The organism is Saccharothrix sp. CB00851 (genome assembly GCF_001905065.1).
GTDB lineage: Bacteria > Actinomycetota > Actinomycetes > Mycobacteriales > Pseudonocardiaceae > Actinosynnema.
The window spans coordinates 151,215-172,191 of the sequence record NZ_LWLC01000064.1 but is presented as its reverse complement, the minus strand read 5'-3'; the positions used below and the strand labels follow the sequence as shown (position 1 = coordinate 172,191).

The 20,977-nt window shown below is 68.6% G+C and carries 20 protein-coding genes; 12 read left to right on the top strand and 8 right to left on the bottom strand.

Annotated features, from left to right (window positions below):
- Positions 1–21: 21 nt before the first annotated feature.
- The 5 genes from A6A25_RS39265 to A6A25_RS39245 all read left to right on the top strand — a co-directional run bounded on the left by A6A25_RS39265 (position 22) and on the right by A6A25_RS39245 (position 9,730).
- A complete protein-coding gene (locus A6A25_RS39265) occupies positions 22–1,695 on the top strand; it encodes an N-6 DNA methylase (RefSeq protein WP_198933026.1) in 1,674 nt (557 codons plus the stop codon).
- An 84-nt stretch (positions 1,696–1,779) separates the two neighbouring features.
- Positions 1,780–3,726 carry a type I restriction-modification system subunit M gene (locus A6A25_RS39260; protein WP_073899203.1) on the top strand — a complete coding sequence of 649 codons (1,947 nt, stop codon included), beginning with the start codon at positions 1,780–1,782 and terminating at the stop codon, positions 3,724–3,726.
- Positions 3,723–4,958 carry a restriction endonuclease subunit S gene (locus A6A25_RS39255; RefSeq protein WP_073899202.1) on the top strand — a complete coding sequence of 412 codons (1,236 nt, stop codon included), beginning with the start codon at positions 3,723–3,725 and terminating at the stop codon, positions 4,956–4,958. Before A6A25_RS39260 ends, A6A25_RS39255 begins: the two co-directional genes overlap by 4 nt.
- A complete protein-coding gene (locus A6A25_RS39250) occupies positions 4,955–8,095 on the top strand; it encodes a type I restriction endonuclease subunit R (RefSeq protein ID WP_073899201.1) in 3,141 nt (1,046 codons plus the stop codon). Before A6A25_RS39255 ends, A6A25_RS39250 begins: the two co-directional genes overlap by 4 nt.
- A 36-nt stretch (positions 8,096–8,131) precedes the next feature.
- Complete coding sequence (locus A6A25_RS39245) at positions 8,132–9,730, top strand: serine/threonine-protein kinase (protein ID WP_143193705.1); 1,599 nt, start codon at positions 8,132–8,134, stop codon at positions 9,728–9,730.
- A gap of 172 nt (positions 9,731–9,902) precedes the next feature.
- On the opposite strand, the gene A6A25_RS39240 is transcribed toward A6A25_RS39245, so the two are convergent.
- Complete coding sequence (locus A6A25_RS39240; protein ID WP_241829162.1) at positions 9,903–11,117, bottom strand: hypothetical protein; 1,215 nt, start codon at positions 11,115–11,117, stop codon at positions 9,903–9,905.
- 37 nt (positions 11,118–11,154) lie between these two features.
- Between A6A25_RS39240 and A6A25_RS46730 the strand changes: the two genes are divergently transcribed.
- The 4 genes from A6A25_RS46730 to A6A25_RS39225 all read left to right on the top strand — a co-directional run bounded on the left by A6A25_RS46730 (position 11,155) and on the right by A6A25_RS39225 (position 14,025).
- Entirely contained in the window at positions 11,155–11,571 is a 417-nt protein-coding gene (locus tag A6A25_RS46730; protein ID WP_241829161.1) for a hypothetical protein, read from the top strand.
- Between the two features lie 123 nt (positions 11,572–11,694).
- Positions 11,695–12,465: a carbon-nitrogen hydrolase family protein gene (locus A6A25_RS39235; RefSeq protein ID WP_198933025.1), complete on the top strand. Its 771-nt coding sequence runs from the start codon at positions 11,695–11,697 to the stop codon at positions 12,463–12,465.
- Positions 12,466–12,467: 2 nt separating this feature from the next.
- Positions 12,468–13,295 carry an SDR family NAD(P)-dependent oxidoreductase gene (locus A6A25_RS39230; protein ID WP_073899198.1) on the top strand — a complete coding sequence of 276 codons (828 nt, stop codon included), beginning with the start codon at positions 12,468–12,470 and terminating at the stop codon, positions 13,293–13,295.
- 22 nt (positions 13,296–13,317) lie between these two features.
- Entirely contained in the window at positions 13,318–14,025 is a 708-nt protein-coding gene (locus A6A25_RS39225) for a peptidase E (protein ID WP_241829160.1), read from the top strand.
- On the opposite strand, the gene A6A25_RS39220 is transcribed toward A6A25_RS39225, so the two are convergent.
- Positions 14,015–15,271, bottom strand: a complete 1,257-nt coding sequence (locus A6A25_RS39220; protein WP_073899196.1) for a helix-turn-helix domain-containing protein — start codon at positions 15,269–15,271, stop codon at positions 14,015–14,017. The genes A6A25_RS39225 and A6A25_RS39220 overlap by 11 nt on opposite strands.
- A gap of 162 nt (positions 15,272–15,433) precedes the next feature.
- On the opposite strand from A6A25_RS39220, the gene A6A25_RS39215 reads away from it, so the two are divergent.
- The 3 genes from A6A25_RS39215 to A6A25_RS46140 all read left to right on the top strand — a co-directional run bounded on the left by A6A25_RS39215 (position 15,434) and on the right by A6A25_RS46140 (position 16,735).
- Positions 15,434–16,015, top strand: a complete 582-nt coding sequence (locus A6A25_RS39215) for a bifunctional DNA primase/polymerase (protein ID WP_073899194.1) — start codon at positions 15,434–15,436, stop codon at positions 16,013–16,015.
- A complete protein-coding gene (locus tag A6A25_RS39210; protein ID WP_083669024.1) occupies positions 16,012–16,287 on the top strand; it encodes a hypothetical protein in 276 nt (91 codons plus the stop codon). Before A6A25_RS39215 ends, A6A25_RS39210 begins: the two co-directional genes overlap by 4 nt.
- A 76-nt stretch (positions 16,288–16,363) precedes the next feature.
- Positions 16,364–16,735 (top strand): hypothetical protein, encoded by a 372-nt coding sequence (locus A6A25_RS46140; protein ID WP_073899192.1) that lies wholly within the window; start codon positions 16,364–16,366, stop codon positions 16,733–16,735.
- Between the two features lie 3 nt (positions 16,736–16,738).
- Here the strand turns inward: A6A25_RS46140 and A6A25_RS39200 are convergent, their stop codons facing one another.
- The 6 genes from A6A25_RS39200 to A6A25_RS39175 form a co-directional block, all read right to left on the bottom strand.
- The gene (locus A6A25_RS39200) at positions 16,739–17,536 is read right to left on the bottom strand and encodes an ABC transporter ATP-binding protein (protein WP_083669048.1); all 798 of its coding nucleotides are present in this window, start codon (positions 17,534–17,536) and stop codon (positions 16,739–16,741) included.
- Positions 17,533–18,561: a FecCD family ABC transporter permease gene (locus tag A6A25_RS39195; protein ID WP_073899188.1), complete on the bottom strand. Its 1,029-nt coding sequence runs from the start codon at positions 18,559–18,561 to the stop codon at positions 17,533–17,535. The genes A6A25_RS39200 and A6A25_RS39195 overlap by 4 nt, the downstream gene beginning before the upstream one ends.
- Positions 18,558–19,559: a FecCD family ABC transporter permease gene (locus A6A25_RS39190; protein ID WP_073899186.1), complete on the bottom strand. Its 1,002-nt coding sequence runs from the start codon at positions 19,557–19,559 to the stop codon at positions 18,558–18,560. Before A6A25_RS39190 ends, A6A25_RS39195 begins: the two co-directional genes overlap by 4 nt.
- Before the next feature lie 102 nt (positions 19,560–19,661).
- On the bottom strand, positions 19,662–20,105 hold the full coding sequence (locus A6A25_RS39185; protein WP_073899380.1) for a GNAT family N-acetyltransferase: 444 nt from the start codon (positions 20,103–20,105) through the stop codon (positions 19,662–19,664).
- Between the two features lie 17 nt (positions 20,106–20,122).
- Positions 20,123–20,536, bottom strand: coding sequence for a DUF1304 domain-containing protein (locus A6A25_RS39180; protein ID WP_241829159.1), 414 nt, complete (start codon positions 20,534–20,536; stop codon positions 20,123–20,125).
- Positions 20,524–20,976, bottom strand: coding sequence for a cupin domain-containing protein (locus A6A25_RS39175; protein ID WP_073899184.1), 453 nt, complete (start codon positions 20,974–20,976; stop codon positions 20,524–20,526). Before A6A25_RS39175 ends, A6A25_RS39180 begins: the two co-directional genes overlap by 13 nt.
- Position 20,977 lies beyond the last annotated feature (1 nt).

Below are 20,977 nucleotides of genomic sequence, written 5' to 3'. Positions count from 1 at the left end.
GTGACCTTGTACGGTCGGTCCGTGAATGCTGCGGAACCCGACGTGATGACGGCTGCGGCCATCGCACGGCTGGCCAATGTCGGTCGCGCGGCGGTGTCGAACTGGCGCAGGCGCTACCCCACCTTCCCGAAGCCGGTCAAGGAAGGCGACGGCAGCACGCTGTTCTCCCGCAAGGAGGTGGAAGCCTGGCTGGTCGCATCCGGCAAGGCCGACCAGCTGGCGACGGCCGGGCGCACCGACACCGGTACCCAGGCCTTGGACGGCGCGGTGTCGTCAGAATCGGCCCGCGTCGCCACTGCGGATCTGTCGGAGCCGGCCGCCCATGACCTGTCCGCAGGGCAGCTGCTGGCACGCGTGATGGTTTCACTGCTCCCCGACGACCTCGACACCGTCGACTCCGACCTCCCCGCCGTGCTCGACCCGGCCTGCGGTGAGGGCACCCTGCTGCTGGCCGTCGCCGACCGGTTCGGCGACCAGGTCAAGCTCGTCGGTCAGGAGCTCCGGCCGGAGGCCGCCACCACCGCCGCGGCGAACGTGCGCGCACATCCCCATGACCCGCCGTACGAGATCCACATGGGAGATTCGCTGCTCGATGACAAGGTGGGCGAGCATCGGGGCTCGGCGGCGGCCGTCGTCTGCGAGCCGCCATTGGACCTGTCACGCTGGCCGGCCGAGGAACTGGCCGGCGACCGGCGCTGGAGGTTCGGCGTACCCGATGCACGTGACGGCGAGTTGGCCTGGGTACAGCACTGCTACGCCTGCTTGGGCCTACGCGGCGTGGCGGTCGTCGCGGTATCCCCAAGGACGTGCGTCCAGCCGTCCGGGCGCCACGTGCGTAAGGCGTTGATCGAGTCCGGGGTGCTGCGCGACGTCATCGCACTGCCCGCTGGTATGGGCTCGGAGTCGGACAGCGACGTGTACCTCTGGGTCCTTGAACGACCACGAGTGCCCTCGCCGCCCGTCCGCATGGTCGATCTGTCCGGAGTGGGCACCACCGCCGACATCCCCCAGGACCACGCCGCCTGGAGGGAGCTCTTCGACAAGACCGACGATCCCGTGTGCCGGTCGGTGCCGCACGCCGAACTGCTCGCCGGTGACGTCGACCTCCTGCCCTCCCGCTACCTCAGACCCCGTGTGGACGTCACGGCCGACGATCTCGACCGTGTGACCGACCGGCTTCGGACCCTCTACCGGCAGATCGGACGGGGACTCCCCCGCTTCACCGCCGCCCGGCCCTCGACGCACGCCACGGTGACGCTCGGCCAGCTGGAATGGGAAGGCGCACTGAGAATCCGTTCCCGTGACACCCCGCCGCGCAAGGGTGACGTGCTCCTGCGCACCCTCGGCAGGCCACCGGTCGTCGCGACCGGCACCGCGGCCGACGATTCCGGCGTGGCGCAGGTACTCGAACTCGACCCGAGCCGACTCGACGCGCACTTCATCGCGACGTTCCTGCGCGCCGACGCCGCCGCGTTGCCGGTGGCGAACACCCTCGGCGCGCTCAGCCGCGAGGACCTGCGCCGCTGCCGCGTACCCATCATGACGCGAGCCGATCAACGTCGATACGGTGACGCCTTCCGGCGGCTCGGCGAACTCGAAGAGACGCTGAACGGCCTGGCCAGGGTGAGCGCGAACGTCATCACCCACACCGTCCACGGTCTCACCACCGGTGCGCTGGCCCCGGACCCGCGATAACCCGCAGCTCTCACCACCGATACATCCCGCAGTAACCCGAAAGCGAGACGACGAGTCGTGACCTCTGGACCGACGCACGAGAAGATGGCAGCCGATATCTGGTCGGTGGCCGATCTGCTGCGCGGCGACTACAAACGCCACGAGTACGGCCAGGTGATCCTGCCGTTCACCGTGCTGCGCCGCCTCGACGCGGTGATGGAGCCGACCCGCGAGGCCGTGCGGAAGCGGGACTCGGAGCTGGACATCCAGAACAAGCAACTCCTGTTGGAGCGCGCCGCGAAGCTCCCGTTCTACAACACCTCCGACCAGGACTTCGCCACGATCGCCTCCGACGCGACGAACGTGGCGAAGAACCTGCGCGACTACATCAACGGCTTCTCCGCGAACGTCCGCGAGATCCTGGGCCGCTTCGACTTGGACAACCAGATCACCAGGCTGGCGAACTCCAAGATCCTGTACCAGGTCGTCGGCAAGTTCGCCGCGATGCGGGACCTGGACAAGCTGGGCAACCACGACATGGGCTACGTCTTCGAGCACCTGATCCGGAAGTTCGCCGAAGACTCCAACGAGACCGCCGGTGAACACTTCACGCCGCGCGAGGTCATCAAGCTCATGGTCAACCTGCTGATCGGCCCGGACGCGGACGTTCTCGCCGGCGGGGCGCCGGTGATCAACATCCTCGACCCCGCCTGCGGCACCGGGGGCATGCTCACGGCAGCCGACGAGTTCATCAAGTCCTACAGTCCCGACGCCAAGGTGTACCTGTACGGCCAGGAGTTGAACGCCGAATCATGGGCGGTCTGCAAGGCGGACATGCTCATGAGCGACCACGACGGCAGCATCCACTTCGGCAACTCGTTCAGCGACGACGGCTACACCGACCGCAAGTTCGACTACATGCTGGCCAACCCGCCGTTCGGCGTGGAGTGGAAGAAGGTCAGGGACGCGGTCGAAGACGAAGCCGAACTCGGCCATGCCGGACGGTTCGGCGCCGGTTTGCCGAGGATCAACGACGGTTCGTTCCTGTTCCTCCAGCACATGATCTCCAAGATGGAGCCGGTGGAGGGGAGGGGCTGCCGGCTGGCGATCGTCTTCAACGGCTCCCCCTTGTTCACCGGCGCCGCGGAGTCCGGCGAGTCGAAGATCCGGCAGTGGATCCTGGAGAACGACCTCCTGGAAGGCATCGTCGCCCTGCCGGACCAACTGTTCTACAACACCGGCATCTCGACCTACTTCTGGATCCTGTCGAACCGCAAGGCCGCAGCGGTGCGCGACAAGGTGATCCTGCTCGACGCCCGCGACCAGTGGGAGAAGATGCGCAAGTCGCTCGGCGACAAGCGCAAGCAGATCGGCGAAGCCCAGCTCAAGCACATCACCGAGCTGTACATGGACACCCTCGACGGCGCGGTGAACAACGAGCATCCGTACCGCGACAAGGTGAAGGTCTTCCGGACACGCGACTTCGGCTATCACCGGATCACGGTGGAGCGCCCGCTCAAGCTGAGGTTCGAGATCACCGAGGACACGCTGGCCGCCCTCAACGACGCCAAGGGTTTGGCCAAGTGGGACGGCCGCGACGCTTTGGCGGAGGCGGTGCGCCGTCTGATCGGAACGGTCTGGTGGACCAAGAAGGAGGCCGCCAACGCCCTGCACGAATCCGTGGTCGCGGCCGGTGCGGCCTGGCCGAGCACGGTGACGCAGCACAAGGCGTTCTGGGGAGCGGTCTCGGTCGCCGATCCAAACGGCGAGGTCCAGAAGGACGACCTGGGCGACGTGCTGCCCGATCCCGACTTGCGCGACTTCGAGAACGTCCCGCTGGACGAGGACATCGACGAGTACTTCGCCCGCGAGGTCGTGCCACACGTCCCGGACGCCTGGATCGACTACGGCAAGACGAAGATCGGCTACGAAATTCCCTTCACCCGCCACTTCTACGTCTACACCCCGCCGCGACCACTAGCGGAAATCGACGCCGAACTACGGGAACTCGAGACGCAGATCCAGAAGCTCCTCGGCGAGGCGACGAAATGACCTGGAAAAGCATTCCGCTCAAGCGGATCGCAACCCTGACCGCCGGCGGAACTCCTTCCGTGCACGAGCCGGCCCACTGGGCGGACAGCAAGAGCGGCCACGCTTGGGTCACAATTGGCGACATGTCAACGACCGATCTCGTCACCGCGACGAATCGGCACGTATCAGAAGAAGGTCTGCGTTCGGCGCGCCTCAAGGTGGGCAGCCCGGGGATCATCCTTTTCAGCATGTACGCCAGCCTGGGACACACGGCGCAACTGGGACTTCCAGCCGCATGGAACCAGGCCATATTGGGGATCACCCCGAGCGCCACCGCCGACGTCCGATTCCTGCGGTACTCATTGAATGCCCTGCAGCCGCGCCTCGCCGAGCAAGCGAGAAGCAACACACAGGCGAACCTCAACGCGGAACAGGTCGGAAACCTACCCATTCCACATCCACCACTCGCCGAGCAGCGCCGAATCGCCGGCTATCTTGACGTCGAGACGGGAAAACTTGACCACATTCTCGATGCACGACACCACCAGATCGACCTGCTGGACGCTCGGCAGTCTGCACTACTGGAAAGCCACTACAGCGGGACGAACGCCAAACAAATTCGACTCAAGCACCTGGTGAGCCGAATCACGAGCGGACCTCGAGGCTGGGGCGACTTGACCGGAGACAAGGGCGTCCCCTTTATTCGCATCACAAACATTCCTCGGCGCGGGATACAGCTGGACCACGCGGACCTGGTTCGCATCGAACCACCGAGCGGCCACGAGCGTGAGCGCACCAGGACGAAGCTGGGCGACGTGCTGATCAGCATCACGGCCGACATCGGGTCCGTTGCGGTCGTCGACAGCTCAACCGTCGACGGGAACGTAAGTCAGCACATCGCGCTGGTGCGGCCAATCAAGTCTGCCTGCGACCCGACCTGGCTTGCCTACGCAATAAAGTCGCCCGCAATAAGCCTTCAACTGACCAGCAAGAGCTACGGCGGCACCAAGACCGGCTTGGGACTCGGCAACATCGGTGAACTTCAACTTCCACACACCGACCTCGCCACCCAGGAAAGAATCTCCCACAGCATCACAGATGCCATGAACAGCACTGAAGCAATTCGAGATGCGATCACTCGCCAGATCCACCTGCTGAAAGAACGTCGACAGGCGTTGATCACCGCTGCGGTAGCCGGGCAGATCGACGTCACGACCGCGCGCGGGGTGTCGACAGAAGGTGTCGGGGTATGAGTCCCGGAGCGCACACCGAGTACGCGTTCGAGTCCCACGTCGAGGCGCAGTTGCTCGCGCACGGCTGGTCGCGGTCCGAGCACACGTTCCGACCCGAGTTGGGCCTCGACACCAGCGAGATGCTGCGGTTCGTCGGCGCGTCGCAGCAGAAGCGCTGGGACCGGCTGGTCGAGCTTTATGGCGGCGATCACTTCACCGCAGAACGCCAGTTCGCCGACCGGGTCGCTGCCGAAATCGATGCCCGCGGCGTGCTGGACGTGCTGCGCCAGGGTGTCCGTGACCGCGGCATCCAGATCGACCTGGCCTACTTCCAGCCCGGTCACACCCTCGCCGCGGATGCGTTGAAGGAGTACCGGGCCAACGGGCTCACCGTCTCGCGCCAGCTCCGCTACAGCGCGCGCCATCCGGCGTTGTCCGTGGACGTGGCATTGTTCGTCAACGGTCTCCCGGTGGCCACGGTCGAGCTGAAGAACCCGAACACGGGCCAGAACGCCGACCACGCCATCGCCCAGTACCGCCGCCGTGACCCGAACGAGCTGTTTTTCGCCAAGCGCACCCTGGTGCACTTCGCGGTCGACCCGGACCGGGCGTTCATCGCCACCCGCCTGCACGGACCGGACACGGAGTTCCTGCCGTTCAACATCGGCTCGAACGGCCCTGGTGTCGCAGGTGGCTCCGGCAACCCATCGGCGGAGCCTGGCTCCTACAGCGTGGCGTACTTGTGGGAGCAGATCTGGCACCGGGACAACTGGCTGGAGATCCTCCAGCGGTTCATGCACATCAAGGCTCCCGATCGGAAGGGCGCCAAGCTCAGCCCGCACACCGCGCCTCGAATCTTCCCGCGCTACCACCAGTGGGACGCGGTGCGGAAGATGGTCGACCACGCGCGGACCAACGGCGCCGGGCACAACTACCTGATCCAGCACTCGGCAGGATCCGGTAAGTCGAACACGATCTCGTGGCTGTCGCACCGCCTGTCGAACCTGTTCGACGACAGCAACCATCCGGTGTTCCACAAGACGGTCGTGATCACCGACCGTGTGGTGCTGGACCGTCAGCTCCAGAGGACGATCTTCCAGTTCGACCACACCCCGGGTGTCGTCAAGAGGATCGAGGTGGACTCGACACAGCTGGCGGCGGCGCTGGACGACTCGACGTCGAAGATCGTGATCAGCACCCTCCAGATGTACCCGTTCGTGCTGAGCAAGATCGCCGACCTCGGTCTGGCGGGCAAGCGCTACGCGGTGATCATCGACGAGGCGCACTCGTCACAGGGCGGCGAATCGGCGATCAAGCTCAAGCAGGCGCTGGGAGCGAACGCCGTGCGCCTGGAGGACGAGAGCGAGACCGAGTACCTGACCCGGGTCCGGGGCAAGCAGCCGAACCTGTCCTACTTCGCGTTCACCGCCACGCCGAAATCGTCGACGCTGAAACTGTTCGGAACCTTCGACCCGGGTCGGGTGAACCCGCGCACCGGCGAGCGGGGCATGCACGTCCCGTTCCACGTCTACTCCATGCGGCAGGCAATCGAGGAGGGCTACATCCTCGATGTGCTCGCCAACTACATCACATACGACACCAAGTGGCGCCTACGCAACGCCGCCGTGGAACAGGCCGAGTCCGCCTTGGCGAATCCAGAGGTGGACAGCAAGAAGGCCAAGGCCAAGCTGGTCCGGTTCGCCGAGCTGCACCCGAAGTCATTGGAGCAGAAAGCGAAGCTGATCGTGGAGGACTTCCGCGACAACATCGCCGGTCGGCTCGGCGGCCGCGCCAAAGCGATGGTAGTCACTGGAAGCCGGCAGCACGCGCTGGACCTTTACCAGGCGATCCGCAACCACGTGGAGCGATGTGGCTTCACCGATTGTGGGACACTCGTCGCTTTCTCCGGGCAGCTCAAGGACGAGGACACCGGCGTCGAGTTCACCGAGGCGCAGCTCAACGGCTTCCCGGAGAATCAGCTTCCCGACCGGTTCGGCTACACCAAGGCCGACGACCCGCAGGCTCCGGCGCGCAACCAGGACGAGTACCGGTTGTTGGTGGTCGCCGAGAAGTACCAGACGGGGTTCGACCAGCCGCTGTTGTGCGGAATGTACGTTGACAAGCAGCTGACCGGCGTCGCGGCCGTGCAGACCCTGTCCCGGCTCAATCGCATCCACCCGCTGAAGTCGCAGGACGACGTCCGCATCCTCGATTTCGTGAACGACGCACCCACCATTCAAGCGGCATTCGAGGACTGGTTCGAGACGACGATCACCGAGCCGACCGACCCGAACCTCCTCTACACCCGCCAGCACCAGGTGATGGAGTACGCGATCCTGGTCGCGTCCGAGATGGAGGCGTTCGTCCGGGTACTCGCCTCGGCAGCTCCCGGACGCCTACCGGAGGCCGCCGAACGCAAACTGCACGCCGAACTGCACGAGTACCTCAAGCCGGCGATCGACCGGTTCGGGGCGCTGGAGACCGACGACGAGCGGGAAGGCTTCAGGGGCGCGTTGCAGAGCTACGTACGCGCCTACAGTCTGATCGCGCAGATCGTGAACTGGGACGACTCCGACCTGGAGCGTCTGTACCAGTACGGCCGGGTACTGCTGCTACGTCTACCCGGTAGACCGTCTACGTCGGTGGACATCGGCGACGCGGATCTCAGCCACTTCCGGCTGGAGTACACCGGTCGGCACAACATATCGCTGGTGGAGGTAGGCGATCGCGATGTCCGAGGGCACGCCGCTGACGGTGGCGGCTTCAAGGAGCCCGACGTGAAGCCGTTGTCCGAGGTGATCGCGGAACTCAACGACCGGTTCGGGCTCGGGCTCGGGGCCACCGACGAGATCTTGGTCTACCAGCAGGTCGTCGGCTTGGTCGAGGACACCAACATGCAGCAGATCGCGCTGATGAACGACGAGGCACGATTCGGGCAGGTCGCGGATGACCGACTGGACGACATCGTGGCCGAGAACGCCGAGCGCAACACCGATTTTATGAAGCTCTACTTCGACAACAACGAGTTCCGCAAGGCGATCAAGGAAGCGGCCCGCAAACGCGCCTACCGGATCATCACAGAGCCTGCACGCGACGAGGCGCTGGCGCTGTTGCGCGCCGAGATGAACAGGGAGACCGGACGTCCGGTCGTGGAGTGACGCGGGTGCGGAACCGGACCCCTTGAAAGGTGAAGCGTGACGGACAAGGCGGCGCGGTCGGTCGAGAAGCGATTACTGGCCGGGCGCTACCGGATAGACGGTCTGCTCGGCCGGGGTGGCATGAGCGAGGTCTTCCACGGTTACGACGAACGCCTGGATCGGCGGGTGGCGATCAAGCTGCTGCGGCCCCCTGGACCCGTCCCGACAGCGCCTGACAGCCCGGAGGCGGCCGAGATCTTGGACGCCCTGGACCGCGACCGCAAGCGGTTCCTGCGCGAGATCCGCACGACCGCACAGCTCGAACACCCCGGCACACCAGCCGTCTACGACACGGGCGTCGACGAAATGCCGGACGGCAGCACCCAGTTGTGGCTGGTCATGCAGCTGCTACGCGGCTCGACGCTGGAAGCGACGCTCGACCACACCGATTTCGGCACGGAGCCGCCGAGCGTGGCGTGGGCCTCTGCGATCGGGGCGCAGGTCGCTGCCGTGTTGGCGGACGTGCACCGGTTCGACATCGTCCACCGGGACATCAAGCCCGGCAACGTGATGCTGATCGACGGCGGCTTGGTGAAAGTCCTGGACTTCGGCATCGCGATCCTGCGCGGCGCGGGCGCGTTGCCGAGGTTGACACAGGTGGACCGCACCGTCGGTACTCCGCCGTACATGTCGCCGGAGCAGAACCTCGGACACGCGGTGACCTCCGCATCCGACATCTACTCGCTCGGGTGCCTGCTGTTCGAGATGCTCACCGGTGACGTGCCGTTTCACGGTTCCACCGACCTACCACTGCGCCTGCGCCACCTGCACGCACCGGCACCGTCCGTGAGGGCTCGCCGAGCCGCCGTTCCGAACATGATCGACGACTTGGTGACGTCCATGCTGGCGAAGGACGCGTCGGCACGTCCCACCGCGACGGCGGTGTACGAGGTCCTCGTGCCCTACGCCACCGACGTCCGCGACCACGACACCGGCGGAGATCGCGATCCGACGCGCCCGTTCCGCCGTCCGCTGCTGGCCCCCGCCGGCAAGCGCAGTGCCGCCGGCAATCGCCGTCCTCTCACCGATGCGGAGTTCGCCCAGCTGAACGCCAACGTCGAGGTGTTGGTAAAGCACAACCGGCCGTCACAGGCGATCAGCCTCCTGGACGACGCCCTGGAGCGCTCTGCCGCCGACCGGCCGTTGGCACTGCGGCTGCGGGAGATCCTCGCAGCCACGACATTCTTCGCCGGGCACTACAGTCGAGCCGCTCCTCTGTTCGAGGAGGTCGGACGCGAGTACCGCGGCTTCAGGAAACCCAGCGACCCGGCGGTCCTCGACGCGGCGTACCACGCCGGTCACGCGTACGCCGAGATCGGCAAGCCGCACAAGGCCCTGCCCCAGTTGCGGTTCTACGTCCAGAATGCGGACGTGTCCGGCGACGGAGACACGGCGGAGAAGGTCCTCGATTCACGCTTCGTCATCGCGCACATGCTCGCCACCGATGGCCGCCACGAAGAGGCCCTGGAGGAACTGGAGTCCGTCCGCCTCCCCGTGATCGACGCGTTCGGCCTCGATTCCACCCGGGTCCGCAGCCTTGACAAGCAGATCAGCCGGTTGAAGTGGGCCGTCGATGAAGACCCGCGCTCACGGTGATGGCGGGCGAGCGCGTCGTCAGCCGGTCCCGCCGTCGACGAAGGGCCGCGACCCAAGAACGCCAGGTGCCACAGGCGACGGGTTCTTGCCGTGAGCCCAATCAACTGCCCGCAGGTGTGACCGGCACGGAGGTGTTCGTGCAACGGATGCCGCGCCGCAGGCTCAGCCGGCATTACGAACTCCGGCCGGTTTCGGCCCGAGGGGGTGACGTGCGCACGACGATCATCCGTTGGGTGGCCCGGGTCAGGGCGACGTAGCGCTCGGCCGGTGCCATGCGCTCCGGGTCGACCACGACGACCGTGTCGAACTCCAGGCCCTTGGTCGCCCGAGGTGTGAGCGGGCCGGTCGGGGTGATCACGGCGAACGTGCCGGTGGCCGGGCGGAACGACTCCGGATCGGCGGCGGTGACTTCGAGCGGTGGTTCGCCGTGCCGCACGGAGGTCGGCGGCACGGCGGTGGGGTCGACCTCGGCCAGCGTGTCGGCGGCGTAGGCCATGATCTCGGCCGGTGTGCGGTAGTTGACCGTGAGCCTGCGGTACTGCCAGCGGTCACGGGCGAGTGGGGCCAGGACGCGTGACCAGTCGCGGGCGCCCGCCGCGGACTGGCGTTGGGCCAGGTCGCCGACGATGGTCATGGACCGGTTGGGCCCGCGCCTGGCCAGCACTCGCCAGTCCATTTCGGACAGTTCCTGCGCCTCGTCCACCACGATGTGGCCGTAGGTCCACTCGCGGTCGGCGGCGGCGCGTTCGGCCGTGACGCGGTGGTCGGCGGTGGTGTGGCGGTCGGCCAGCCACTCGGCGTTCACCAGGTCCACGGCGCGCAGGTCTTCCTCGTACATCTCGGCGTCGCTGTCGATCACGTGTAGCACGCCCTGCGCGTACTCGACGGCCTGCCTGCGCTCCTCCTCCGCCGCGCGCCGTTCGGCCCGGCCGTCGGAGCCGAGCAGTTCGGCGGCCTCGTCCAGCAGCGGCACGTCGGACACCGTCCACGCGCGCGGGTCGTCGCGGTGCAGTTCCGGGTGGCCGAGGCCGAAGCAGCGGCCGGCGTAGAGGTCGGCCAGGAGCCGCTGCGGGGTGAGGAGCGGCCACAGCCGGTCGACCGCACGCCGCACGTCGGGGTGGCCGGTGAGCTCGCGGCGCACGTCGGCCGCCAGTTCCGGCCAGTCCTCGCCGATGAGGTCGAGCGCGGGTGCGACCAGGGCGTCCACCAGGGCCCGGCGGAACACCGGCCGGGCCTCGTTGTGCTTGAGCCCGGCGTCACGCGCCCGTGCCCTGGCCCGCGCGGCGATCTCGGCGGTCAGCTCGACGGTGACGTCCTCCAGTTCGACCGGGATGGGGTCGGCGGGCACTTCCTGCCGGTCGGCGATGGCCTCCACCAGCAGGTCCACCGCCGAGAGGCCGCCTTTGAGGGCTTGCAGCTCCGGGGTGTCCTCGCGCTTGCCGCCCCTTAATCCGGAAATGGCGGCGGAGGGTGACTCCCTCGGGGTTCGCGGCGGTCGCGGTGTAGAACGGGCGGGCGGCCGGTGCGCGCCAGTCGGTCAACAGCGGCTCGTAGTCGCGCTCGGTGTCGAACAAGCCGATCCGGCCGACGTAGACGCGGTCGTCGGCGGTGTCGATGCGGCCGAAGCACAGGTTCCCGTCCGCCACGTTCAGGCGGCTGACCTGCTCGGACAGCGTGCGCGCGGCGACTTCGCGGTGCCAGCGCTGCTCGTGGCCGTCCTTGAGCACGGCGTCGAGCTCGGCCCGGGCGGCGGCCCGTTCCCGCTCCAGCCGATCGTGCAGGAAGGCGATCCGCTCTCGTTCGGCGGACAATTCCCTAGTCGCCACGCTTGCCCCCTGTGATATACTGGGATTATCTCCACTCCGCCATTCCCGGCGAAATCAACCTTTATGTTTACCACATTTCCGTGGTGCGTTTCACGGTCACCGCTCCGAGTCACCTGATGGCGTGAAATGATCGGTCGCGTGGAATCCGACGAGTTGGTGGTCGCCGTCGCGCAGCACGCGCCCGTGCCCGGTGACGTCGCGGAGAACGCGCGCCGTGCGGCCGCGGCGGTGGCGGAGGCGGCGGGCGCACGGCTGCTGCTGTTCCCCCTGCTGTCGTTGTCCGGCTACGACCTGGGCCGCTTGGCCGAGCCGGCGTGCTGGGTCGGCTCCGACGACCCCCGGCTGGACGTCGTCCGCGAGGCGAGCCGGGCGCACGGGGTGACGGCGGTGGTCGGCGCGGCGTGGCTGGGTCCGGACGGCCGCCGGCTGCTGGCGTCGGTGGCGTTGTCGCCGGACGGCGGGGTCGAGGTGGTCGGCAAGCAGTACCTGAGCCGGGCCGAGCGGGAACTGTTCGAGCCGGGCGGGTTCGGGCCGCCGCTGGACGTCGCCGGGTGGCGGGTCGCGCCGGCCGTCTGCTACGACGCGGCGGCGCCGGAGCACGCGGTGGAGGTGGCACGGCGTGGCGCGGACATCTACGCGGTGTCGGCGCTGTACACCGAGGGGCAGGAACGTCGGCTCGACGTGCACCCCGCGGCCCGTGCGATGGACCACCGGATGTACGCGCTGGTGGCGAACCTGGCCGGGGCGGGCCCGGGCTGGCGTTCGTGCGGGGGCAGCGGGGTGTGGCACCCGGACGGGCGACGGATGGTGCAGGCGGGCACGGGACCGCGGGTGGTGACGGCCCGGTTGGCGCGCGCCGACCTGGAGCGGTTGCGTGCGGACGACCTCGCGGCGGGGTATCGGGGGTAAGCGTGGGCGTGCTGGACGGCAAGGCCGTGATCGTGACCGGTGCGGGTCGCGGGCTGGGTGAGGCGTACGCGCGGCACGCGGCGGCCGCGGGCGCGCGGGTCGTGGTGAACGACGTCGCGGGCGCCGACGAGGTCGCCGCCTCGATCGTGGCCGCGGGCGGTAAGGCCGTGGCGCACACCGGGTCGGTGACCGACCCTTCGGTGGCGTCCGCGCTGGTCGAGCTGTGCGCGTCGGCGTTCGGGCAGGTGGACGGCCTGGTGAACAACGCGGGCGTCACGCACTTCGCCGAGCCGTGGGACGACGAGCCGGACGTGCTGCGGTCGGTGGTCGAGGTGAACGTGCTGGGCACGATGTACTGCGGCACGGCGGCGGCGAAGGTGATGCGGGGCGGCTCGATCGTGAACGTCGTGTCGGGCGCCATGCTGGGCCGTGCCGGTGCGGCGGCCTACTCGGCGTCGAAGGGCGCGGTCGCCTCGCTGACCTTGTCGTGGGCCGGCTCACTGGCCGCCCGCAACGTCCGCGTCAACGCCATCGCACCACTCGCGTGGACCCCGATGATGGACCTCGACCCCCGTGCCCGGCAGATCAGCTCACCCGACCAGACCCCGGCCAAGATGGCACCGCTGGTGACCTACCTGCTCAGCGACCGGGCCAAGGACGTGACCAGCCAACTGATCCGCTTCCTGCCGGACAAGCTGCACGTGATCTCCCAGTACGCCGTGAAGCAGCCGGTCCTGACCCGGGAGTCCTGGGACGTCGACTCCATCGCCGCCGCCTTCGAGTCCGACCTGACCGCCGAACCCCCGGGTCGCGCCCGGTGGCAGGTCTGAGTCGCCCCTAAGGTCAACCTCCGTGACCGGCCACATCCTCGCCACCAGCATGGGCTTCAACCGCGCTCGTGAACCATGGGAGCCGGGCCCCGTCTTCACGTACGCCTTCGACCTCTCCGGCACCACCGACACCCCGCGCCTGTGCTTGCTGGCCACCGCGGGCGGGGATCAGCGCTCGACCATCCAGCGGTTCCACGCCGCGTTCGACGGATCGCCCGTCGAGGTGTCGCACTTGACCCTGTTCGACAAGCCGAACGTGCCGGATGTGGAAGAGCACCTGCGCGGCCAGGACGTCATCTGGGTCGACCGCGGCAGCTTGGTCAACTTGCTGGCGGTGTGGCGGGTCCACGGACTCGACCGCGTCCTCCGGGACTGTTGGCAGAGCGGCGTCGTGCTCGGCGGCGAGTCGGCTGGGTCGTTGTGCTGGCACCTGGGTGGCACGACGGATTCCTACGGCGAGGTCCGCGGGGTTGCGGACGGGCTCGGTTTCCTGCCGTACTCGAACGCGGTGCACTACGCCGAACGCCGTGAACTGTTCCACCGGCTCATCGCCGATGGTGACCTACCCGACGGCTATGCCACGGATGCCGGCGCCGGTTTGCACTACGAGGACACCAAGCCGCCGACGGCGATCGCCGATAGGCGGCAGGCGAACGCCTACCGGGTCGAGCGCCGATCCGACGGCACGGTACGGGAAGAACCGATCGACGTGCTGCGACTCAAGCGGTAGCAGGCGTGGAGCGCAATCGGTGGAGGACGTCTCGCACTTCACTTCTCTTCTCCCACCGGCGCAGCAGCGGCACGGTTCGACGCAGTTCACCATGTGCGGACGCGGACCCGATCGCCTTCATCGCGTCCAGCGCCTGCCACGCGACCACGGCGGCTTCCTGTGGTTGACCGATATTGGCGTATGCCCGAGCGAGTTTCGCCCTGGTGATCGTCGCGGTGCGGGCGGACACCTCCTCCAGACCGGGGAGCCTCGACTCCAGCAGCGGAACCACCCGATCGCCACGACCGAGGTAGATGTCGCACGTGACGCGGAAGATGAGGTACAGGTCGTCACTCACCACACTCCGCTGGCCAAGAGCGATTTCGTCGTCACGAGCGCCGGAATCGAGTAGCCGCATGGCCTCGTCAAGCGCCCGAGCGCTCGCCTCCGCATCCCCGATCAGCGCGTGTCCGAAGGCCGCCTGCTTGGCGGCCAGACCTTTTACCCGCAGCGGTGCTCCGTGCATCTCCAGCACTTGACCGGCGTTGTCCACTGCCCTGAAGCCGTCACCGGCGAGGCTGATCGCCATCATCGAGCGGCGGACGAAGGTGTAAGCCACCATCGCGGTCCAGTTGACACTGGTCGCCCACTGGGCGGCTCGATCAGTCCAGTACGAGGCACTGATGGGGTCGCCGGCTTCCTCACCCAGCCAACTCAACGACTCGGCGAAGCGGGACTGGATCACCGTGAGTTGCTTTCGCTCCCTACCTGTCGCTCGGCGCCGCAGAACGTCCATCAGTACTACGTGACCGATCATCGGGTCCAGCAGGCGGGTGGGAGGCAGCATTCGAGCGGCGGCTTGGAAACCGGCGAAAGCCCGTTCGAATGATCGCAGCGAATCCTCGACTGGATCAACTGTCGCAACGAGTCGGTCCAGGCGTTCGTTGAGCAGGCCCCCAAGCGCTCCGATGCCGAGCCCGGCAAGGATTTCACGACGCGAGACCGGCACTGACGCACCTCCCTGCGACAGCTGGACCACCAGCACATCATTCGTCGGGTACCCGTCAACCGCACCGTCATGCTTGGCGTGGAGCAGAGCGCTCACCGCACCGCCGGTCAGGTAGACGGCGTCGAGTTTCTCGGCCAACCAGGGATGCAGCCGACGACGACCGCTCTCCACGTACGAAATCAGCGACTCGGCGCAACCTACTTGCCGTGCCACTGCGGCAAGAGTCAACTTCCGCGCCATCCGCAGCTGTCGCAGCACTGCTCCCACCGCAGCGTCGCCAGGCACATCCGGCTCCTTGACAGTCCTTGACAACCCACCGCATCGACTCGAACACGGAAAGTGAATCACACGACACTTCGAGTCCAAGGCGTCCACGCACTGGCGTGGCACACATCGTCTGCCCCTTCGGTGAGGGAACACATGGAAAGCAGCATTGCGCCGGGGTCACCGGCGCGTCGAGACAACCTGCAAGCCGCGCTGGACTACGCCGCGCTCGGCTGGCCGGTCGTACCCGGAGCCGTCTGGCACGGCGGGCGCTTCGCCGATCCCGTCGATGAACGGCCCGTCACCAGCCCTCTCCTGCAGCCCGTCGAGGCGTCGACCAGTGGTACCGAGTTGGTTCGGCAGTGGTGGTCCACTCCTGGGCTGCACGCACCCAACGTGTTCACCGTGACGGGCGACAGGCTGGGCGCCTTCGCGGTGTTCGACTCGCTGGCCGAGGCCATCGGGAAGGACCCCTGGTTCACCGCCCGACGGACTCCGGTGCTCGCCGTTCAGGGGATGCCGTTGGCCTACTTCCTGGTACGACCGCCGGTTCCGGAGTTCGTGCTCAGTGACGAGGCGCGGGTGCTGCCGGACAGGACACCGATACCCCTGCCGCCGAGCGCCCTCGGACGGACGGCGGTGATCTGGTTGATCACGCCCGCGGAGGCACGGGACGACATCGCGACCGGAGATGAACTGGCCGACCTGATCCACCTCCTGGAACGGAGGATCGCGTGATCGACTTGAACGGCGTCTTCGCTGCCTTGTTGCAGGAGGTGGCACTGGAGGAAGCACCGCGAATGTTCGCCCTCGTCGAGGAGCACGGCGTCGGCGAAGACCCGCGCGTCGCGGGCTACGGACTGGCTTTCGAGGACCACGCCGAGGTCAACTCGGTGGAAGGCGACTTCCACCTGACCGCCCAGAGCGCCGAGAACGCCCGAACGCTTTTCGAGATCAGCAGCGGACACCGCGCCGTGCGTCGGGTGCACTTGGTGTGGTTGCCGGAGTGAGCTGAAGAGCGCGCAGCGCCGCCGCCGTGTCCGTGATGCAGGCGGTGAGGGTGGGTGGGTTCTCGGCGGTCACCCAGTGGGCGAAGGCGACTTGGAACACCGTCACCGCGCTGTGGGCGGCGAGGGCTGCGGTCAGGTGGTCGGTGCCCCGGGTTCGCAGGGCTTGCGCCGTGGTGTCGGTCAGGGCCGCGAGCTTGAGCAGTTCGCGTTCTCGCAGGCCGGGGTTGGCCTCGATGATCCGGGACCGGCGCGCGGAGTGGTCGCGGCGGTCTTCCAGCAGGCCGGCGGCGGCGAGCACGCCGACGAGCACTTCGGCTGGCTGGGGCGCTTCTTCGGGATGGACATCACCGCGTCGAACGCCCGCACCCGCGCGCTGCTCGACTGGACGCCGACGGGTCCGACGCTGCTCGAGGACATCGCCGCCGGCGCGTACCCGGTGCCGGGGTGACCCCTACGCGTTGACGCGCTGCCGGCGCAGCGGCACGACCAGGGGCGTCTCCGTCTCCGGGTCGGCGATCACCCGGCACGGCAGGCCGAACACGTCCTCCACCAGCTCCGCGGTCACGATGTCGGCCGGCTTGCCCTGGGCCACCACGCCGACACCGGGTTTCATCGCGATCAGGTGGGTGGCGTAGCGGCACGCCTGGTTGAGGTCGTGCAGGACGGCGACCAGCGTGTGGTTGCCGTCCTCGTGCAGGTCGGCGCACAGGTCCAGCACCTCGACCTGGTGCGCGATGTCGAGGAACGTGGTCGGCTCGTCCAGCAGCAGGATCGACGTCTGCTGGGCCAGCACCATGGCCAGCCACACGCGTTGCCGCTGCCCGCCGGACAGCTCGTCGACCAGCCGGTCGGCCAGGTCATGCACGCCGGTCAGCCGCATCGCGGCGGCGGTCGCCTCCTCGTCCTCGACCGACCACTGCCGCAGCAGCCGCTGGTGCGGGTACCGGCCGCGGGCCACGAGCTCGCCGACCGTGATGCCGCCGGGCGCGATGGAGGTCTGCGGTAGCAGCCCGAGCCGGCGGGCGACCTCCTTGGAGCGGTACGTCGAGATCGCCTCACCGTCGAGGTACACGGTGCCGGTGCGCGGTTTGAGCATGCGCGCCAACGCCTTCAGCACGGTCGACTTGCCGCAGGCGTTGGGGCCCACGATGACGGTGAACGAGCCGTCCGGGATCTCGACGTCCAACCCCGACACCACCACGCGCTCGTCGTAGGACAGCGTCAGGTCCGACCCTCGGAGCCTCGTCACGTCGTGCTCCCCTTCCGCCACTCGTGGGCCAGCAGCCACACCAGGTAGAGCCCGCCGATCGCGCCGGTGGCGATGCCGACCGGCAGCTGCGTCGTCGGGAACAGCCGTTGCACCGCGAAGTCGCTGACGACCAGCAGCAGACCGCCCATGAGCGCCGCCGCGGCCAGACCGGGGCCGGCCGCGCCGGTGAGCCGGCGGGCGACCTGCGGCGCGGCCAGCGCCACGAAGCTGATCGGCCCGGCGGCGGCGGTGGCGACGGCGGCCAGGCCCACGCTCACCGCGAGCAGCGCCAGGCGGGTGCGCTCGGCGTTCACGCCCAAGCCGGTCGCCGCGCTGTCGCCCATCTCCAACAACGCCAGCCGCCGCCCGAGCACCAACGCGCACGGCAGCAGCACGGCGAGCACGACGGCGACCACCTGCGCCTCGTCCCAGCCCCGGTTGTTCAGGCCGCCGACCAGCCACGCCTGCGCGGCCAGCGCGCTCTCCAGCGTGGCCCGGGTGATCAGGTAGGAGTTGACCGCGAGCATCATCGCGCTCACGCCGATGCCGATGAGCACCAGCCGGAACCCCTGCACGCCCTGCTTGAGCGCCAACAGGTACACGGCGGTGGACGTGAGCAGGCCCGAGGCGGTCGCGCCGAGCGCGGTGGCCGTCATGCTGCCCTGGGCCAGCACGAGGACCGCGATCGCGCCGGTGGCCGCGCCCTGGGTGAAGCCGATGATGTCCGGGCTGGCCAGCGGGTTGCGGGACAGGCTCTGCAGGATCGCGCCGCTGAGCGCGAGCGCCGCGCCGACCAGCAGGCCGGTGATCAGGCGCGGCAGGCGGAGCGTGAAGACGACGAAGTCGGCGTAGCCGTCGCCCTGCCCGACGAACGTGGCCAGCACCTCGCCGACGGTGAGCGGGAAGTCGCCGGTGACCATGGTGGCGACCGCGGCGACCACCGTGAGCGCGGCGATGGCGGTGCTCACGAACAGGGCGCGTTCGCTGATCCGCAGCGAGACGACGGGGGTGCGGAGGGTTCTCACAGCGTGGCCGGCTTCCTGCGTCGGCACAGCGCGATGAACACCGGTGCGCCGATGAACGCGGTGATGATGCCGACCTCCATCTCCTGCGGTGCGATGACCACCCGGCCGACCACGTCCGAGCCGAGCAGCAGGATCGGCGAGAGCACCGCGGAGTACGCCAGCACCCAGCGCTGGTCGCTGCCGCCGATCATGCGGGCCACGTGCGGCACGGTCAGGCCGACGAACGCGATCGGCCCGGCGGCGGCGGTCGCGGCGCCCGCCATGAGCGTGACGGCCAGGACGCCGAACGCGCGGGTGCGGTGGACGTTCGCGCCCAGCGCCTTGCCGGTGTGGTCGCCCAGCGCCAGCACGTTGAGGTTGCGGGCGAGCAGGAACGCGATCAGGATGCCGGGCAGCACGAACGGCGAGACCTGGCCGATCAGCTCGAAGTCGCGGCCCGCGAGCGAACCGACGTTCCAGAACCGGAACGAGTCGAACGTGTGCGTGAACAGCAGCAGGATCGCCGAGACGTACGCGTAGAGCACGGCGGTGAGCGCCGCGCCGCTGAGCACGAGCCGGTCGGGGGTGGCCGCGCCCCGACCGGCCGCACCGAGGACGTAGACGACGGTCGCCGTGCCCGCCGCGCCGGCCAGCGCGAACCAGACGTACCCGGTGGGGCTGGTGATGCCGAAGAACGCGATGGCGGACACGATCGCCGCCGCCGCGCCCATGTTCACGCCGAGCAGGCCGGGGTCGGCGAGCGGGTTGCGGGTCAACCCCTGCATCACCGCGCCGGACAGGCCGAGCGCCGCGCCGACCAGCAGGCCGAGCACGGCCCGGGGCACGCGGACGTCGCGCACGATGGCCGCGTCGCCGGTGCCGTCGTCGGCGAGGAGCAGCGAGAAGGTGTCGGCGAACGGGATGCTCTTGGTGCCGATCCACAGGCTGGCCAGCACGATCAGGCCCAGCACGCCGATCGACACGAGCAGGCCGACCCCTCGCACCGCTTCGCGCGACACCCGCACCTCCCCGGAAGTTTAGGTAAGGCTAACCGACGCACGGCGTGAATCGATCGCCCGGTTCGTCACGGTGACGCGGGGTCGGCGGTGCGGTACGGCGGCTCAGAGGTACCGGCGGTAGCCCTTGGCCGTGGCGGCGAAGCCGTGCTTCTCGTAGAAGTGGTGGGCGTCGTCACGGCGGCTGTTGGACAGCAGCTGGACCTTGTAGCAGCCCCGCTCGCGGGCCCACGCCAAAGCGGTGTCGAACAACGCCGACGCCACTCCCCCGCGCCGGTGCGCCGCCGCCACGACCACGTTCTCCACCAGCATGAACGGCCGCGCGCCGCGGGTCAGGTTGGGCACCACGACGGTGTCCACCGCACCGATCAGGTCGGGCCCGCGCTCGGCCAGGAACACGCGTCGTCCCGGCTGCGCGACGATCTCCCGCCACGCGGCGGCCAGTCGCGGCGGTGGCGGGCGGTCGTCGTCCGGGGCCAACTCCCACAGCAGGTCGAAGAGCCGTTCCGGGTCGTCGGCGGCGGTGGCGGCGCGGATGTCCAGGTCCACGCCGTCATCGTGCCCGGTCACGCCGGGGCGAGCGCGATGATCGCGACGAGGGCCGGTGTGATCTGGGCGATCGTGCCGCCGACCCCGGTGCCCTTGGGGCGGCTCAGCGCGAGCCGGTCGGAGATGCCGAGGCCGATGCCGGCCAGGACCATGAACCCGCACGTGTAGAACACCAGCGCGCGGCCCACGGCGTCGTCGCCGGTGTTCAGCGCGATCAGGCCGATGACCGTCCCGGAACCCAGGAACAGGTTGTACAGGCCCACGTTGAACGACCACAGCCGGACCGGTTCGACGTCCTCGGTCCGCACCTTGAACACGCCCCAGTGCACGCCCGGCCGCTCGAACAGCAGCGTCTCCCACACGAACACGACGATGTGGATCAGGGCGGCCACGGACGCGGCGACCTGCGCGACGGCGTTCACGACGGCCACTCCCCCAGCGTGATCCCGTGCCGCCCGACGACGTCGCGCAGCAACGGCGCCGCCGCGTCCGACGGCGTGCCGGCGGGCACGGCCCGGTCGACGTCGCGGAAGAACCGGCCCATCGCGTCGGTCAGGCCGATCGCCAGGAACCGCGCCGACGGCGAGTGCACGGTGAACGTGTGCCGCGCGCCCGGCGGGATGGTGATCGACGTGCCCGGCGCCACGTCGTAGACCTCGCCGTCCACCAGCACCGCCATCCGGCCGTGCAGCATGTAGTAGGCCGTCGCCCACGGCGTGCCGTGCGGCGGCACGGTGGGTCCGCGCGGCGCGTCCACCTCGAACAGCTCGTAGGCGCCGTCGGTGTGCGCGGCGTCCACCTTGACGGTGATCCTCGCGTCCGGCGAGTTCAGCTCGAAACCCTCGCCGGCGGTGCTCAGGTACGTCTTCATG